This is a genomic window from Bradyrhizobium ottawaense (assembly GCF_002278135.3).
Classification (GTDB): domain Bacteria; phylum Pseudomonadota; class Alphaproteobacteria; order Rhizobiales; family Xanthobacteraceae; genus Bradyrhizobium; species Bradyrhizobium ottawaense.
Map to the genome: position 1 here is coordinate 2898964 of NZ_CP029425.2, position 16273 is coordinate 2915236.

Annotated in this window: 13 protein-coding genes; 11 read left to right on the forward strand and 2 right to left on the reverse strand. The window is 67.4% G+C overall.

Going from position 1 to position 16273, the window contains the following annotated elements; translation table 11 throughout:
- The gene (gspD, locus tag CIT37_RS13725; RefSeq protein WP_095425674.1) at window positions 1–2385 is read right to left on the reverse strand and encodes a type II secretion system secretin GspD; all 2385 of its coding nucleotides are present in this window, start codon (window positions 2383–2385) and stop codon (window positions 1–3) included.
- Window positions 2386–2524: 139 nt separating this feature from the next.
- On the opposite strand from gspD, the gene CIT37_RS13730 reads away from it, so the two are divergent.
- From CIT37_RS13730 to gspM, 9 genes are read left to right on the forward strand one after another with little or no spacing between them, the layout of a single operon-like run.
- The gene (locus tag CIT37_RS13730; protein ID WP_246553913.1) at window positions 2525–4213 is read left to right on the forward strand and encodes a GspE/PulE family protein; all 1689 of its coding nucleotides are present in this window, start codon (window positions 2525–2527) and stop codon (window positions 4211–4213) included.
- A gap of 3 nt (window positions 4214–4216) precedes the next feature.
- Complete coding sequence (locus CIT37_RS13735) at window positions 4217–5428, forward strand: type II secretion system F family protein (protein ID WP_095425672.1); 1212 nt, start codon at window positions 4217–4219, stop codon at window positions 5426–5428.
- A 23-nt stretch (window positions 5429–5451) separates the two neighbouring features.
- Entirely contained in the window at window positions 5452–5907 is a 456-nt protein-coding gene (gene gspG, locus CIT37_RS13740; RefSeq protein ID WP_095425741.1) for a type II secretion system major pseudopilin GspG, read from the forward strand.
- The gene (locus tag CIT37_RS13745; RefSeq protein ID WP_095425671.1) at window positions 5870–6364 is read left to right on the forward strand and encodes a prepilin-type N-terminal cleavage/methylation domain-containing protein; all 495 of its coding nucleotides are present in this window, start codon (window positions 5870–5872) and stop codon (window positions 6362–6364) included. The genes gspG and CIT37_RS13745 overlap by 38 nt, the downstream gene beginning before the upstream one ends.
- A complete protein-coding gene (locus CIT37_RS13750; RefSeq protein WP_095425670.1) occupies window positions 6342–6737 on the forward strand; it encodes a type IV pilus modification PilV family protein in 396 nt (131 codons plus the stop codon). The genes CIT37_RS13745 and CIT37_RS13750 overlap by 23 nt, the downstream gene beginning before the upstream one ends.
- Entirely contained in the window at window positions 6734–7453 is a 720-nt protein-coding gene (locus tag CIT37_RS13755) for a general secretion pathway protein GspJ (RefSeq protein WP_095425669.1), read from the forward strand. The genes CIT37_RS13750 and CIT37_RS13755 overlap by 4 nt, the downstream gene beginning before the upstream one ends.
- Entirely contained in the window at window positions 7450–8364 is a 915-nt protein-coding gene (locus CIT37_RS13760; RefSeq protein ID WP_095425668.1) for a type II secretion system minor pseudopilin, read from the forward strand. The genes CIT37_RS13755 and CIT37_RS13760 overlap by 4 nt, the downstream gene beginning before the upstream one ends.
- A 1-nt stretch (window position 8365) precedes the next feature.
- Window positions 8366–9403, forward strand: a complete 1038-nt coding sequence (locus CIT37_RS13765; protein WP_152036335.1) for a PilN domain-containing protein — start codon at window positions 8366–8368, stop codon at window positions 9401–9403.
- Window positions 9400–9981 (forward strand): type II secretion system protein GspM, encoded by a 582-nt coding sequence (gene gspM / locus CIT37_RS13770; RefSeq protein ID WP_095425666.1) that lies wholly within the window; start codon window positions 9400–9402, stop codon window positions 9979–9981. Before CIT37_RS13765 ends, gspM begins: the two co-directional genes overlap by 4 nt.
- 35 nt (window positions 9982–10016) lie before the next feature.
- Here gspM and CIT37_RS13775 read toward each other — a convergent pair whose 3' ends face one another.
- Entirely contained in the window at window positions 10017–13628 is a 3612-nt protein-coding gene (locus CIT37_RS13775; RefSeq protein WP_095425665.1) for an autotransporter domain-containing protein, read from the reverse strand.
- A gap of 334 nt (window positions 13629–13962) precedes the next feature.
- Between CIT37_RS13775 and CIT37_RS13780 the strand changes: the two genes are divergently transcribed.
- Both CIT37_RS13780 and CIT37_RS13785 read left to right on the forward strand, forming a co-directional pair.
- Entirely contained in the window at window positions 13963–14643 is a 681-nt protein-coding gene (locus tag CIT37_RS13780) for a hypothetical protein (protein WP_095425740.1), read from the forward strand.
- A gap of 45 nt (window positions 14644–14688) precedes the next feature.
- Window positions 14689–16269: an MATE family efflux transporter gene (locus CIT37_RS13785; protein ID WP_095425664.1), complete on the forward strand. Its 1581-nt coding sequence runs from the start codon at window positions 14689–14691 to the stop codon at window positions 16267–16269.
- Window positions 16270–16273: the final 4 nt, after the last annotated feature.

Genomic DNA, 16273 nt, shown 5'->3' on the forward strand with positions numbered 1-16273 from the left:
CTAGCGCGCCGCCTTGGGCGGGTTCACGGTGACCACGGGATTGCTGGTGCCGACCAGGCGGCTGTTCATCTTGCTGCGCATTTCCTCCGCAATGACGTGCGCATCGACGCCGTCCTTGATGACGGTCGGGCGGATGAACAGGATCAGCTCGGTGCGAGCGCGCGTCGTGCCCTGGTGCGAGAACGCATCGCCCACGCCGGGTATGGAATCGAGGATCGGAATGCCCTGGCGTTGCCTGTTCTCGGTCTCGCTGATCAGGCCGGCGAGCAGCACGGTCTGGCCGCTCGTCACCGCGATCGAGCTCTTGACCCGGCGCTGCGAGATCGTCGGCGTCAGCGAACCTGTGCTGCCGGCCGCGACGCTCGAGATCTCCTGCTCGATGTCGAGCACGACGTTGCCGTTGGCGTTGGCGCGCGGGAGCACGCGCAGGATGATGCCGGTGTTCTTGTAGTCGATGGTGTTGACGACGGTGTTGTTCGCGGTCAGCACGGTCGCGGTGCCGGTCGAGAACGGCACCTGGTCGCCGACCTGCAAGGTCGCCGGCTGGTTGTCCAGCACGACCAGCGACGGGTTGGACAGCACCTTGACAGTGGTGACGTTGTGGAGCGCATCGAGCACCACGCGCGGGGAGTTTTCCGCCCCGATCAGAAAGTTGAACCCGGGCAGCGCGCGGCCGAGCAGCGCGCCGGCGGCGGCGTTGACCGCGCCGGTCTGCTGCTCGATGTTGCTGCCGACCGAGGCGCTGTTGCTGACGCCGCCGATGACGTTGGAGACCGAGCCGTGCTTGCTGGCGATGAAGAACTGGACGCCGTAGTTCAATGCGTCGTTCAGCGTGACTTCGGCGATCGTCGCCTCGATGGCGATCTGGCGCTGCGGCCGGTCGATTTGCCGGATCGTCTGCTCGACGACGCGTTGCGATTCCGCGTTGGCATAGACCAGCACCGCGTTGTTGGTGACGTCGGCCGTGATCCGCACGTTCTGAAGGATGGCATTGTTGACGGGTTTTGCGCCGGTGCCGAGCAGCGAGCCGGAGCCGTTGTCCTGGCCGGGGACGCCGGCCGCCGCAGGGGCGGGGCGCGCGGCCAGCGCCGAGCCGGGAGCGCCGGTGACCGGGGTTGCTGCACCTGAGGCGGCAGTCGGAAGCGCGCTGAGCGAGGCGATCGGATTGGTTCCGGACGAGGACGTCGCGATACCCGAGCCGGGCGAGATCTGGCCCGCGGAATTGTCGAGCGAGGAGCTGCTGGTCGCGCTCTGGCTGAAAAGGATCTCATTGAGCAGCGCCACCACGGCCTTGGAGTTGCCGTAGCGCAGCGGATAGGATTTCAGGTTCACGCCATCCGTATCGGAGCGGTCGAGCCGCGCGATCCAGGTCTGCGCACGCTTGAGGTATTCGGGCTTCTGGCTGACGACCAGGATCGAGTTGAGCCGGCCGATCGGCTGGAATTTCACCACGTTCTGGCCCAGGCCGCCTTCGCCTGAATCCATGATCTTTTCGATCTCGGCGATCAGCGGCTCCGGCGTGGAATTTCGCACCGGGAAGATGCCGACCGATTGCCCGCGCATCCAGTCGGCGTCGAAGGAGAGAATGGTGTCGACCGCGGTCGCCCGGTCGGTGCCGTTGCCGCTGACGATCAGCGTGTTGCGGGCGCTGTCGGGACGCATGGTCTGGGCCTTCACGCCGAAGGCATCGAGCAGCTTGAAGATATTCTGCGCCGAGACGTAGCGCAGCGGCACCACGGTGACGCCCTGGCCGGCTGCGGCGTTCAACGAGCGGTCGACGCCGCCGGGACCGGCCTCCGGCGCCGGCAGCAGGCGATAGCCGGCGCGGTCACGGACCAGCGCGACACCGGACATGCGTAGCGCGTTCTCCAGCACGTAGAGCGCATCCGCCTTGGGCACCGGCCGCACCGAGGCCAGGGTCACGGTTCCCTGTACCCGCGGGTCGATCGTGTAGCCGACATTGAGTACATCACCAAGAATGACCTTTGCGACGGTGGTAACAGGCGCGTTCTCGAAATTGAGGTCGTAACCGCTGCCGCCGGCATCGTCGCGCTCGGCCAGCGCGCCGCCTTGCGGCGTTGCACCATCGCTGAGATAGATCGCCGGCTTCGAGGATCTTGCCTGCGCAATGCCGCTGGCGCCCGCATCCGCAGGTTGACGTGGCTGGAGATCGAGGGAGCGGACCTTGTCGGCGATGTCCTGGGCGCGCGGGTCCTTTGGATCGGCTTCGATCGACTGGTCGGCGGTCACGATGCAGGCGCCGAGCACGAAGGCGGACGACAGCAGGAGGAGCGTTCCAGACAACGCTGAGCGAAGGCGCAAAAGCGGTTGGACCACCTTAAACAAAATACGCCTGCCAACGCTGGAAGTGATTGAAAATTGCATCCGATCCCCCCTTGGTTCGGACGCGCAATAATTTGCGCCACGATTATGTTTTTGCTAATAAATAAGTCAAGGGCAAAGGGCGCTCCATGTCCCGTCGAGGTTGTTGCATTCAGGTAACAAGGTCAATGCTGTGAATGCGATGCGCGACCGCTCCGCAGATAGCTTCCGACAGCACCTCCTGGAAAAATACTCATTGCCGCCGCGGGCGCATGCCCATGTCGACAAATCGGCCACCCCCGCGCTCACGCGTCCCTTGCGTGAATTGTGGGAGGCCACCGATCTTTCCGCGGCCGAATTCGCGGATGAAGTCTCCGACCATTTTGGTCTGCCGCGGCTGAGCCTTCCGCAACTGCTCGCGGCCACGCCTTGCCTCGACGGCTTCTCGCGCCGCTTCCTGCGTGAATCCACCATCTTTCCTTTCAGTGCGCCCAACGATGTTTTCCGGCTGGCTGTCGCCGACCCCTCCGACACGGCGGCCATTCGCGCCGCCGAAATCGTGTTCGGAGCACCGGTCGATGTCGTCGTCGCCTCATACGAGGACATCACCACGGTGCTCGATCAACGGGCCGATGCCGACGATGCAAATGCCGATCGAAGCGGCAGGAACGTTGCGCAGCTCTCAGACGACGACATCGAGAGCCTGCGCGATCTCGCCAGCGGCGCTCCGGTCGTGCGCGCGCTCAACGATCTCCTGGAACGCGCGGTGGATCTGCGTGCCAGCGACATCCACGTCGAGCCGTTCCGTGCCGGGCTCACGGTGCGCATGCGCGTCGACGGCCTGTTGCGCGCGCTGCCGTCGCCGCACGGCATTCCGCCGCAGGCGCTGATCTCGCGCATCAAGATTCTCGCCAGCCTCAACATCGCCGAGCGGCGCCTGCCGCAGGACGGCGCGGCCCGGGTGCGGGTCGGGCGCAGCGAGATCGACGTCCGCGTCGCGACCATGCCGACGCAGCACGGCGAGAGCGCCGTCATCCGCCTCTTGCCGCGCGACCGCGGCCTGCTGGAGATGAGCAAGCTCGGTCTCGCCGCGCGCGACGAGAGCGTGATGACGCGGCTGCTCGCGATGCCGCACGGGATGATCGTGGTCACCGGACCGACCGGCAGTGGCAAGACCACGACGCTCGCGACCATGCTGTCGATCCTGAACGAGCCGACGCGCAAGATCCTCACCATCGAGGATCCGGTCGAATACGAGATTCCCGGCATCAACCAGTCCCAGGTCAAGCCGTCGATCGGACTGACCTTCGCCTCCGCCATGCGCGCCTTCGTCCGCCAGGACCCCGACGTGATCATGGTCGGCGAAGTCCGCGATGCCGAGACCGCGCATATCGCGATTCACGCGGCACTCACCGGCCATCTCGTCTTGACGACGCTGCACACCGAGACGGCCGCGGCCGCCGTACCGCGCCTGATCGATCTCGGCATCGAGGGCTTCCTGCTGAAGTCGACGCTGCGCGCGGTGGTGGCGCAGCGCCTGGTGCGCGTGCTGTGCGACCGCTGCAAGGTCCCGCATGCGCTGACCGAGGCGGATCTCGCCGAGGACCCGCGCTTTGCGGTGATCGGCTTCAAGTGCGGCGAGGTCGTGCACGCGGCCGGCGGCTGCGAACGCTGCGGCGGCACCGGCTATCGCGGCCGCAACGGCGTGTTCGAGATCCTCGAAATGTCCGACGAGGTGCGCGCGCTGATCGGCCCGCAGACCGACTCCCATTCGATCGACGCCGCCGCGATGCGGGGCGGCATGACGACGATGCTGGAGGATGCGGTGGCCAAATGCCGGGCGGGGCTCACCACCGTGCCCGAGGTCTTCCGCGTCACGACGGTGCGCTAACGCATGCCGAACTATCGCTACCGCGCGCTCAACGCCAACGGCGAACTGGTCTCCGGCGCCATTGCCGCGCCTGCGCCGGGCGACGTCGCGCAGCGGATCGAGCGGCTCGGTCTCGTGCTGGTCGACAATGTCACGCCGGAGGAGGGCGGCTCGGCGGGCCGCGTGTCCAGCCTCTTCAACAGGCCGAAGCCGGAAGACGTCACCATCCTCACCCGCGACCTTGCGCTGCTGTTGCGCGCCGGCGCCCGCATCAACGACGGATTGGAGCTGCTCGCGACCGATCCCGATTTCGGCCGGCTGCGCCCGGTCGTTGCCGACATCCGTTCGCGGGTCGTCGCGGGCGAGAGCTTTGCCGAAGCGCTGGCGCGGCACGAGGGGCTGTTCCCGCCGATGTATGTCGCGCTGGTGCGGGTCGGCGAGGCCTCGGGATCGCTGGACCAGGTGCTGGAGGTGCTGGCCGGCGAGCGTACCCGCAGCGAGGCGTTGCGGCGGCGGCTGTCGGATGCAATCCGCTATCCCTTGTTCGTGCTGGGCGCGGCGGGCTGCGTGCTGTTGTTCTTCCTCACCTTCGTGCTGCCGCAGTTCGCATCCGTGTTGCAGGATTTCGGCGCCAAGATCGATCCCGTCGTCGGCGTCTTCCTCAACATCTCCACCTTCCTGCGCGGCAATTCCGATGCGGTGTTGGCTGGTCTTGCGGTCACTATCGGGGTGGCGTGGCTGCTGCTTCGGCAAGAGCGCGTCCGCCGCGCCGTCGCCAATGCGATCACGCGGCTGCCGGCAATCCGCAACGTGATGAGCGCGTACCGGACGGCGCTGTTCTGCCGCAATCTCGGCCTGCTGCTCGGCAGCGGCGTCAATCTCACCATTACGCTGCGCATCCTCGTCGACATGATGGCGACGACCGGCCCGTCCGCGGTCTGGAGCGATGCCGCTGACCGCGTTCGCCATGGTTCGAAACTGTCCGACGCGCTGGCCGAGACGGAGGCGCTGCCCGCCATGGCGGTGCGCATGCTCCGGCTCGGCGACGAGACCGGGCAATTGCCGATGCTGTCGGGCCGCGTCGCTGAATTCTATGAGGCCAAATTGCAGCGCACGCTGGACCGCGCCGTCGGCATCGCGGGCCCGGCGGCAATCATCGCGATCTCGCTGGTCGTCGGCGGCCTGATCACGTCGGTGATGACGGCGCTGATGTCGGTGAGCCAGATTGTCGGTTGAATTGATAGTTGGAGGGATTTGAGGTGACGAAACATCGATCATCAAAGCGGGGTCGTCGGCGCGCGGCCCGTGGGGAGGCGGGCTTCACCCTGGTCGAGATGCTGGTCGTCATCACCATCATCGGGATGATCATGGCGCTGGTCGGCCCGCGGGTGCTGAATTATCTCAGCGAGTCCAAGGCGAAGGCGGCCAAGATCCAGATCGAGAGCTTCTCCAGCGCGCTCGATCTCTACTTTCTCGATCTCGGCCGCTATCCCACGTCGAACGAAGGCCTCTCCGCACTGACCCGCAACTCCAACCAGGCCGGTTGGAATGGGCCCTATTTGCGCGGCGGTGTCGTGCCGAGCGATCCCTGGGGTCACATCTACGTCTATCGCGCGCCGGGCGCGAGCGCGCCCTATGAGATCATATCGCTGGGGTCGGACGGTCAGGAAGGCGGCAGTGGAACGGCGGCCGACATTGTCAGCGGCGCGCGCTGAGGGCATTGGCGAGACGCGCGGCTTTGCGCTGATCGAGATCCTGTGCGTGCTCGCGATCATCGGCCTGCTCGCGGCGATCATCCTGCCGGCTGTCCCGCGTACGACGACGCGGGCCAGGCTGGAGAGCTATGCGGTCGAGACTGCGGCGCTGCTGAAAGCCGACCGCAACGCCGCGCTGCGCCGGCAAACCAGGGTGGCGACCCAGGTGGATGCGGAGGCGCGCGCGATTCGTTCCGGCGTCACCGGGCGGACCATCCGCTTGCCCGGCGACGTGGTGGTGCAGGCGATGCTGGCCTCGCGCTGTGCCGACCGGGCCGCGGGGCGGTCGATCGATTTCTTTCCATCGGGCATGTCGTGCGGCGGGGTGATCGCGCTGGCGCGGCCCGGCATGGGATATGAGGTGCGCGTCAACTGGCTGACCGGAGGCGTCGAGATTGTCCCGCAGAAGCTGCTCTGATAACGCCGGCTTCACCCTGATCGAGGCGCTGGTCGCGCTCGCGATCATCGCGGTCGTGCTCGGGACGATCGGCTCGGTCATCGCCACGACGGCGAAGGGCACGCGCGCGATCGACCAGCGGCTGGCACTCGCCGGCACGGCCGAGACCCTGCTTGCGGACCTGCCGGCGCGCTCCCTGCTGAAGCCCGGCCGGCGCAGCGGCGATCTCGCCGGCAGCCGCTGGCGGGTCGACGTTGCGCCGATGAACGTGCCGGGCGGCGATCCCGCCAGCGATCGCTTCATGCCATTGGCCGTCAATCTGCGCCTCCAGCGCGCCGACGGCAGCGCCATCCAGGTCACGACGGTGAAGCTGGTGCCGAGGGCTTCGCAATGAAGCGTCTGGCAATGAAGCGCCTGCGCCGCACACTTGCCGACGAAGCCGGCTTCACCCTGCTCGAAGTGCTGCTCGCAACCCTGCTGATGACTGTCATCCTGGCGGCGCTGGCGACCGTGACGGCGCAATGGCTGCCGAACTGGAATCGCGGCATTGCCCGCGTGCAGCGGGCCGAGCGTCTCGCAACCGGTCTCGACCGCATCGTCGCCGACCTCACGGTTGCCGAGCAAATTACATTGAATGGCGATGCCAGGGTGCCGCTGTTCGACGGCGCCGAATTGTCGGTCACCTTCCTGCGCACGGCAATCGGTCCGAGCACGCGTCCGGGCCTCGAATTCGTCCGCCTGATCGAAAAGGCCGACGCGCAGGGACTGGCGCTGGTGCGCGAGCGCGCGCCGTTCCAACCGATGCCGACCGACGGGCAGATCCGCTTCGTCGATCAGGTCGTGCTGATCCGGGCGCCGTTCCGCGTGAGCTTCGCCTATGCCGGACCGGACGGTCAGTGGCAGCCGATTTGGCGCGGGCAGGCGCAGCTGCCGGACCGTATCCGTATCACCGTGCGCGACAGCGCGACCGGCCAGGTGCTCGCGGTCTCGGGCGCGGTGGTCCCGCACATCACGGCGCCGGCCGAATGCGCGCGGGCCAAGAATCCGGCGACTTGCGTCACGGCGCGTACCCGGCCGCAGCAGGCGGAGAAACAGGAGCAGCAGTTGTGAGCGGCTCAAGGCACGACCAGGCGAGGCTTGCCGAGAGCCGCGGCTTCATCGTGGTCGCCGTGCTCTGGATGCTGGCGGCGCTGGCGGCGCTGGCGCTGATCTACCTGACCTATGTCACCAACACGGCGGTCACGGTCGCCGTCAGTGCCGACAGGGTGCAGGCCGATGCGCTGGTGAACGCGGGGATCGAACTTGCGGCCTACCGCCTGACGGCGCAGAACGAGGCGACGCGTCCGACCAGCGGCACCTTCAATGCCCGCGTCGGTACCGGACGGGTGAGCGTGACGTTCCGCTCGGAGGCGGCGCGCGTCGATCTCAACATGGCGCCGAAGCCGCTGCTGTCGGGCCTGATGACGGCGCTCGGTGTGTCGGCGACGGATGCGCCCGTCTATGCCGACCGGATCCTGGCCTGGCGCTCGTCGACGGAGCCCGGCCAGGACAATCCGGAGGATTCCTACTATCGCACGCTCGGCGCGCCCTATCTGCCGCGCCACGCGCCGTTTCCGCACAGCGAGGAGCTCTGGCTGGTGCGCGGCATTCCGGCCGCGGTCGTGGAGCGCGTGCTGCCCTTCGTCACCGTGTTCAGCAACATGCGGGCGGTGAACGTGCTCGACGCCGCGCCGCAGGTGGTGGCGGCGCTGCCGGGCATGACGCCCGGGATGCTGCAACAGGTGCTGCGCGACCGCGCCGACCCCAACGTCGATTCCCGAGCCCTGGTCGGGCTTGCCGGCGGCACCAATGTGACGGTCGAGGGCTCGAAGGCGTACCGGCTGACGGTCGCGGTCGAGCTGCCGTCGCATCGGCGGAGGTCGGCTGAGATCGTCATCCTGCTTCTCGAAAGCGGCGATGAGCCGTATCGTGTATTGTCGTGGCACAACGCCGTCGACGGCTCCGCCGGAAAGCCTCTGTGAGATGAGCTCGCTCGATTCCCTCCGCGCCATTCTCGATGCCTGGACCGGCACCGTGGAAGGCACGCTCGTGCGCGCCCTGGAGCGGACCGTGTCGCCGCGGGTGGTACGGCTGGTCGAAAGCGAGACCGGCGCGTTCGCGCTGGAGGCGGCGAAGGCGGAGAACGCCCCGAAGGAGATCGCGTTCGCGGATGGCAAGTTTTCAGGCGCCAATCTCGCGCAGATCGTCCGTGGCAGCCGCGTCGAGATCGTGCTGCGGCCGTCGCGCTTCCTGTTTCGTCCGCTGGAGCTGCCTGCGCGCGCGGCCGATTTCCTCGACGGCATCGTGCGGGCGCAGATCGACCGGCTGACGCCGTGGAACGCGAGCGAAGCCGTGTTCGGCTGCCGCGCCCCGGCGCCGCATGGCAGCGACAGCATCACGACCGAGATCGCCGCGGCGCCGCGCAAGGTGGCGATGAGCTATGTCGAGGCCGTGGCGTCCTTCCATCCGTCGGCGGTCGCGATCGCGACGGAGGCGACTGCGGGCGGACGCATCAAGGTGTTCGAGCAGAGATCGCGCGGCGCGGTCGACCCGGCGCGGCTGAGCCGGGCGCTGCAGGCGGTGTTGGCTCTCACTGCCGTCGCAGCGGTGGCCGGATCGGTCGTGGCGAGCTATCTGGCCGACAGCCTCAGCGCGCAGGAGAGGGAGCTCGAACGGCAGATCACCCAGCGCCGCGCCGCGCTCCGCGGCAGTGACGGCGGCGAGCGCTCGCCGCTCGCGCTGCTCGAACGCCGCAAATACGAGACGCCGGCGAGCGTGATCGTGCTGGAAACGCTGAGCCGGGTGTTGCCGGACCACACCTATGTCACCGAGCTGCATCTGGCGGGCAACAAAGTACAGATCGGCGGCATCACCCGCGATGCGCCCTCGCTGATCCCCTTGATCGAGCAGTCGCAGCATTTCACCCGCGCGACCTTTTACGCCCCGACCACGCGCAACTCCTCCGATCCCGGTGAGCGCTTCCACATCGAGGCGCAGATCGAGCCGAGGAACGTGCCATGAGCAGCGCAAAAGTCACCGGCGGCAATGCGGTCGCGCGGGCGCTTGCGAGCTCGCCGCTGATCGCGGTCACGCTCTATGTGGCCGTTGCCGGCGCGCTGTTGCTGACGGCGGGGCTGTCGATCGCCGAAATTCTCGCCCATCGCCAGGCGCTGGCGCAGACCTCCGACCTGCTCGACCAGTTTCGCGGCCGCAAGGGCGGCACCAAGAACGCCGCGGCGGCAATGGCCGAGCATCCCGGCACGCCGTTCCTGGAGGGACCGACCGTGACGGTCGCCGGCGCCAATCTGCTGCAGCGCGTTGCCGCTGCGGTCGGCAATGTCGGCGGCCAGGTTCAGTCCTCGCAGGTCGATGTGTCCGGCGCGCAAGCGAAGGACGGCTTCGTCGGCCTCGTCGTGAGCTGCGAGCTCGAGCAGCCGGCGCTCCAGAGGCTGCTGTACGATCTCGAGGCCGGCATGCCGTTCCTGTTCGTCGATCAGCTCGACGTCCAGGTGCCGCAGACGACGGCGTTGAGCGACGCCGGCGCCGGTCGCGTCAGGGTGATTTTGGGCGTCTCGGGCCAGTGGCAGGCGGGGAAGTAGGGCGGGATCGTCAGCTCACCGGCGGGCTCGCCGGGTCACCAACTGTACTTGAACACGCCCTTGCCGGAATAGCTGGTGACGTTGCCGGAGAACTCGCCGTCGAAGGTGCCGGCGATCGAGAAGCCGCTCAACCATTTCATCTCGGCGCTGACGCTGACGAGCGCGGAGTCGGCATCGACCCTGGCGCCGTTCACGACGAAGCTGGTGCCCGGCAGGGTCTGGAACAGAGCGGTGACGGCGCGGTCCGGATTGTAGTCGTGCGCCCAGGCGGCGCGGCCACGCAGCGTCAGCACGCCGTTTTGCATCGCATACGATTTGTCGGTGCGCAGGCCGAGCTCGGAGCGGGTGTCGGTCAGCGATTGCGAAGCGTAATTCAGCGCGAACAGCCCGCCGCCATTGAGGCTGACTTCGGAATAGTTCGGCAGGTTGAAGTTCGTCACCTGTGCCGCAGCGTAGGGCGTGATGCCGATCAGCGGCGTCGTGAAGCGATAGCCGCCCTCGAAGCGGGCCGAGAACGTGTCGGCCTTGAAGCGGCCCTGGAGCTGGTCGAAGCCGCCCGGCGCTACGGTGCGGTTGGTGGTGACGTCATGCCAGCCATAGGCGAGTGCGGCCGAGATGTAGGCCGGTCCGAAATTGTGCCGGCCATAGACGCCGGCCTGGAACAAATCGGCCGAGCCCGAGCCCATCGCATTGGCGAGCGAGTAGTTCAGCCCGCCGCCGCCGAGCGCGAAGCCGACCAGTGTGTCGACCGAGACCCGATAGTCCGCGCCGGCCGCGCCGCCCCAGACCCGCGCGGTCAAATCCTGCGAGCCGACCGTGGCATTGCCGCCGACCTCGGCCGAGCCGCCATAGCCCGCGGTCCAGACGCTCCAGCGGCTGCTCGGCTGCGAGGACAGCAGCGGCGCCTTGGTCGCCATCGCATAAGCCTCGCGCTCGCGCGCGGTGGCCGGCCGCATCGACGCATAGGAGGCTGCGTTATCGCTCTCGGCAAACTGGGCGACGCTGCCCGCCTTGGCGAAGCCGCCGCTGCGTCCGACGACGGTCGGGTCGAGCATCAGGTTCAGGAATTGGCCGTCGGCATTGATCGCGGACTGGATGATGCCGGTGCCGAGCTCACCCGAGGCGGTCGTCAGCCCCGCCGGCGACAGCGCAGCGAAGGCCGCGGGAATGCCGCCAGTGGTGTTGAAGAAATTGGTCAGCGTATTCGCGACGTTCTGCTGGTTGACGTTGAGCCCGCCGCCTTGCGCGAAATTGACGTTGACGTTGAGGAACACGGTGCTGGCGTCGTAGCTCAGCGTCGCGTTGAGCGTCGGCATGTTCGACAAAACGGTCGGATTGAAGGTGCTGCCGACCAGGGTGCCGGCCGCGGTCAGGATCGTGTACTGCTTCTTGACCGTGCCTGAGGTGAAGTTCGCGCGCACGGTCGCGCCGCCGAGGTCGGTCGCGCCCGTGACCTGGGTGAGGCTGGCGTTGGTCGAGGAGACCTGCACCAGATAGGTCGAGGCGGCGGTAAAGGTCAGCGATCCGCTGATCGTCATCGGGCCGAACGGGCTCGCCGCGCTGCCGGGCGCCAGCGTGCCGCCATTGACCCCGACGCCGGCGATCGTGCCGCTGCCGGCGAGGGTGCCGCCGGCGTTGACGGTGACCGGGCTATTCAGGATCGAGCCGTCCACCACCAGCGTGCCGCCGTTCACGGCGGTGGCGCCGGTATAGGTGTTGATGCCAGTCAGCGTCTGCGTGCCGCCGGCGAGCGTGAGGCCGCCACCCGCGGCGCCATCGTCGATGACGCCGGCGAAGGTGCTGTTGCCATTGGTGATCGTCAGCGTGTTGGCGCCGAGATTGACCGCGCCCGAGCCCGACAGCGACCTGATCGAGGTGCCGGTGCTCAAGGCCGAGATGTCGAAGACGCCGTTGGCGATGACATTGCTCGAGGTCGCGATGCTGCCGTCGCTGCCGCCGGCGTTGATGAGATCCAGTTCGCCGCCGCTCGCGATGGTCGTGGTGCCGGTATAGGTGTTGATGCCGTAGAGCTGCTGCACGGCTCCGCTCGCGATGGCGAGGTTGCCGGCGGTGCCGCCACCGATGCCGCCGTCCTGAATCACGCCGCCGAAGGAATTGCCGACCGTGACGGTCAGCGTCTTCGATCCCAGCGCAACGACGCCGTTGGGACCGAACGACAAGAGCCGGGTCACCGACGCGCCGGACGTGGTCTGGGAAATATCGAACGTTGCGCCTGCGCCGGCGAATCCAACGTAGAGCGAATTCGCGATCGAGCCGCTGCCCTTCAGCGCCAGCGTCGCGCCCGCGTCGATCTGGGTGGCGTTGCTGTAGCTGTTCACGCCCGAGAGCGTCTGGGTTCCGCCGAAAACCTCGAGCCCGCCCGTGCCTTGGATCACCCCCGCGAACTCGGTGGAGCCGTTGGTGATCACGAGCCCGTTGCTGCCCATGTTGACGACGCCGGAGGAACTGCCGGCGAGCGTCGTGATGGCGTTGAACGGAACCGCGGACGCCGAGATGTCGAACGTCGTGTCCACCGTGACGACGCTGGATGACGAGATGCTGCCAAAGCCCGAGATCGCCAGCGTTCCGGCCGAGATCGTCGTTGCGCCGGCATAGGTGTTGGTGCCGGCCAGCGTCAGCGTGCCGGTGCCGACCTTGGTCAGGCCGCCGGTGCCGGAGATGATGCCGTCGACCTGGGTCGAGGTGTTGAGGCTGCCGGTGGTGAGCGTGTTGGCGCCGAGAACATAATTGCCGGCGCCTTCGATCGAGCCGGCCGTCGTGCCGCCGCTGGTCAGGCCTGAGATGTCGACCGTGCCGCCGGCATTGGTGATGAACTTGGCGCTGCCGCCGCTAGAGGTGCCGGTGAAGTTCGTCGTCGCGCCGTTGTTGGTGGTGATCGTGGCGCTGCCTGCGGTGGCGGAGCCGTCGAAGTTCACCGTTCCGTCGTTGATGATGGACGAGGTGGCGGCGGTGGTGGTGTTGTGGAAGTTCAGCACCCCGCCTGCGCCGTTGTTGATCGTCGCCGTGCCGGCCGAGGCGTTGGTGAAGAAATCGATCTGACCGGTGGCATTGTTGGTGATCTGGGCGCTGCCGGCAGAGGCCGAATCCTCGAACGTGACGAAGCCGCTGTTGGCGAGGCTTGCCGTTCCCGCCGTGCTGTCCTGGATGAAGTTGACGTTGCCGCCGACATCGTTCGTGATCGTCACGGCCCCGGCGCCGCCGCTCGCGGTGCTGCTGTTCTGGAACACCAGATTGTTGCCGGAGGTGACCTGGAAGGTCTGGGTATTGACCGTATCGTTGTTGATGATGCCCGTGGCGTTGACGATGAACGGGTTGCCGATCGTGAATGTATAAGCCTGCGAGGTGTTCGCGAACTGGATCGTGCCGATGCTGACGACACCGTTGTTGTTGTCGACCGCCGTGCTTCCGGTGTTGGTGAAGGTTGCGGTCTCGTCGGGCACGCTCGGATTGGAGGACCAGTTGGTTGGATCCGTCCAGTCGGAGGAGCCGCCCGTCCACGTGCCGTCCACGGCATGCGCGGCGACGACGCCGAGCGCCGTGGTGGCGAGGAGTATGGCCAGCGAGTGGCGCGTGACGGATCGCAGCCCGTATCCAATCCTTCCACCTGCCATTGTCGGTCCAGCCATCCGATCGTCTCAAATCAGCAAAGAAATCATCGCAAACATGCAACCGGGGCGCGTGCCGAGGCCCGGCGCCCATGCCATGATCTCATGGCGCCGCAACGGCCTGCAATGAACGGATATCCATTTGCGCCGGCTTCCTCCCTGTTTCGCTTTGCATTTTCAGCCATCGTGGCCATCGGGCAACATATTCATGCATTGCAACAGGTGCGGGGCAGATTTGGACCTGCGCGTCGGGTTGGGCCGGACGGTGTGGGTTGATGACGCCGCAGATCGGAACTAGTTTGGCGCGGATGCCTCGCCGTCGCGTGGCGCGGCCGGTGGTCGCAGGGGAATGTCGATGTCCGGGTGGCTGAGGCCGACAGGATTGGCCGCGCTGTGCATGGTTCTGGGCATAGCCGGGACCATGGCGGCCACCTCATCGCGCGTTGATGTCCTGTCGGACGACGCGGCGGGCAATCCAGCTGAAAGTGTCGATGTCGGGACGATGAAGCCGATCGCGCGGCCCGCGCAGCAGGCGCCAGGCAAGCCCATTCCTCGCGGCAATCCGCTGTGGTCGGTGCCGCTCTCGGCGCTGACCGCGACCCAGGAACGCCCGATCTTCTCGGCCATGCGCCGGCCGCCGCCGCGCGCGGTCGCCGCATCGCCGGTCGAGGAAAGTCCCGCGCCGCTGCCCAAGCCAGTCGAGGCGCCGCCGCCGTTGTCGCTGGTCGGGGCCGTGGTGGGCGAGGGCGATGCGATCGCAATTCTCGTCAACCGCACCGATCAGAAGGTCGTGCGTCTGCGGCAGGGCGAATCGCTCGCAGGCTGGTCGCTGACCTCGGTGCAGCCGCGCGAGGTGACGTTCAAGCAGGGCGAGCGCAGCGAGGTGCTGGTGCTCCAGCGGCCGGACCCTGCCGCTGCCGCGAGCCCGCCGGCAGATGCCGGGGGCAAGCTGACGATGCCGGGCCCGGCCGATCCATCGTTCTCCCCCTTCGTGCCGCGCTCGACGCCGAAGAACGGCGAGTCGGATGGGCTCTGAGCGCTCGTGGGCGCGCGGCCGTTTGCTTGACGGGAAGGACGCGGCTTGACCGACAAGCAAATTGACGGGCCCGGCACGGCCGACGGTTCGAGCAGACCTGCCGGCATCAGTCGCGGCCGCCGCCTCTTGCAGGGCTGGTCCGCCAACCTGGTCCAGATGGCGCTGGGGCTGTCTCAGCAGCTCCTGCTCATCCCGGCCTTCCTGCATGTCTGGACCGGCGACATGCTCGCGGCCTGGCTCGCGATCTATGCGGCGGGAAGCCTCGTCGTCGTGGCGGATGCCGGACTGCAGCTTCGCGCGATCAACCGCTTTCTCGCGTTCAAGGCTTGCGCCGATTGCGACGGGCGCACGGCGAATTTCTATTCGGCCCTGCTGCGGATCTATCTCGCCATCGTGGCGGTGCTGGGTGTCCTGCTGTGCGCGGCGGTGGTCCTCGCGCCGCCATCGGCGGTGCTCGGCTTTCAGGCCGCGCCGACATTCGATGCTGCGATGCTGGTGATGACGCTGGGCATGCTTCTGACCGTCCCCGCCAACCTCGTCTCCGGCCTCTATCGGGTGCGCGGCCATTACGGCCGGACGGTCTGGCTGCAAAACGCCGCGCTGCTGCTTGGACAGATCGCCCAGCTTGCGGCGCTCGCATTGTTCGGCAGCCTGCTTGCGGTCGCGATAGCCTTCGTGTCGATGCAGCTCCTGTTCGCGATCCTGCTCGCTGCGTTCGACGCGCCGCGACTGTTTCCGTTCCTGCGCCGCGCCGGCAAGCCGCCGTTGGTGTCGCCATCGCTGCGCTGGAGCCTCGGGCAATTCGGCCGCGCGGTGCCCTTCGCGGTCGCCAACATCACCGAGCTTGCGCTCGTCAACGTCCCCGTGCTGCTCGTCTCCGCGCTGGTCACGAACCGCGTCGCGGTGGCGCAATGGGGCCTGACGCGCGTGATCGCGAGCCTGGTGCGCGGTCTCTGCCTCCAGGTGACGCTGCCGCTCGCCGCCGAGCTCGGCCACGACCACGCGGTCGGCGACAAGGATCGGCTGCGCCGGCTCTACGCCCACGGCTCGGTGTTCGTGACGGCCCTGGCGTGCCTGATCGTCGCGGGCCTGCTGCCGTTTTGGCCGGACTTCTTCGCGTTGTGGACCCATGGCAGCATCCCCTACGACGCGCCGCTCACGGTGACGCTGCTGCTCGGCTCGGCGGCCGTCGCGCCATCGCTGCTGGCTCTGGTCTTTGCCAATCACAGCAATCGCGGCGATCTCCTGATCCGGACCAAAGGCCTCCAGCTCGTGGTCTTCCTGGCGCTGTCCTTCGCCCTGATCTCGCATCTGGGGCCGCTTGGCGCCGCGCTCGCCGTGGTCGCAAGCGACATCCTCATCCAGTTCGGACTGCTCGCGCTGATCGTCATGCGCCAGACCCTGCATCATCCGTTCAAGCACATCGCCTTCCTGATGCTCATGGCCGTTATTGTCGTGGGAGCAGGCTGGCTGATCGGGCAGGCGATCATCGTACTGGTGCCGGGGAGCGGGCTCGTGCACTTCATCGTGCAATGCGCGATCTGGCTGACCGTGGTCGGCATGCTCGCAAGCCCGCTGTTGAGCACAACTCTGCGCGAGCGGTTGCGGGCGCTGATTCCTGCCTAGCTGT

Coding starts and splice junctions, on each gene's coding strand:
- CIT37_RS13775 (WP_095425665.1), bottom strand. CDS start 13,628: ATGGCTGGACCGACAATGGCAGGTGGAAGGATTGGATACGGGCTGCGA.
- CIT37_RS13765 (WP_152036335.1), top strand. CDS start 8,366: ATGAGCTCGCTCGATTCCCTCCGCGCCATTCTCGATGCCTGGACCGGC.
- gspD (WP_095425674.1), bottom strand. CDS start 2,385: ATGCAATTTTCAATCACTTCCAGCGTTGGCAGGCGTATTTTGTTTAAG.
- CIT37_RS13780 (WP_095425740.1), top strand. CDS start 13,963: ATGTCCGGGTGGCTGAGGCCGACAGGATTGGCCGCGCTGTGCATGGTT.
- CIT37_RS13730 (WP_246553913.1), top strand. CDS start 2,525: ATGCGCGACCGCTCCGCAGATAGCTTCCGACAGCACCTCCTGGAAAAA.
- gspM (WP_095425666.1), top strand. CDS start 9,400: ATGAGCAGCGCAAAAGTCACCGGCGGCAATGCGGTCGCGCGGGCGCTT.
- CIT37_RS13735 (WP_095425672.1), top strand. CDS start 4,217: ATGCCGAACTATCGCTACCGCGCGCTCAACGCCAACGGCGAACTGGTC.
- CIT37_RS13755 (WP_095425669.1), top strand. CDS start 6,734: ATGAAGCGTCTGGCAATGAAGCGCCTGCGCCGCACACTTGCCGACGAA.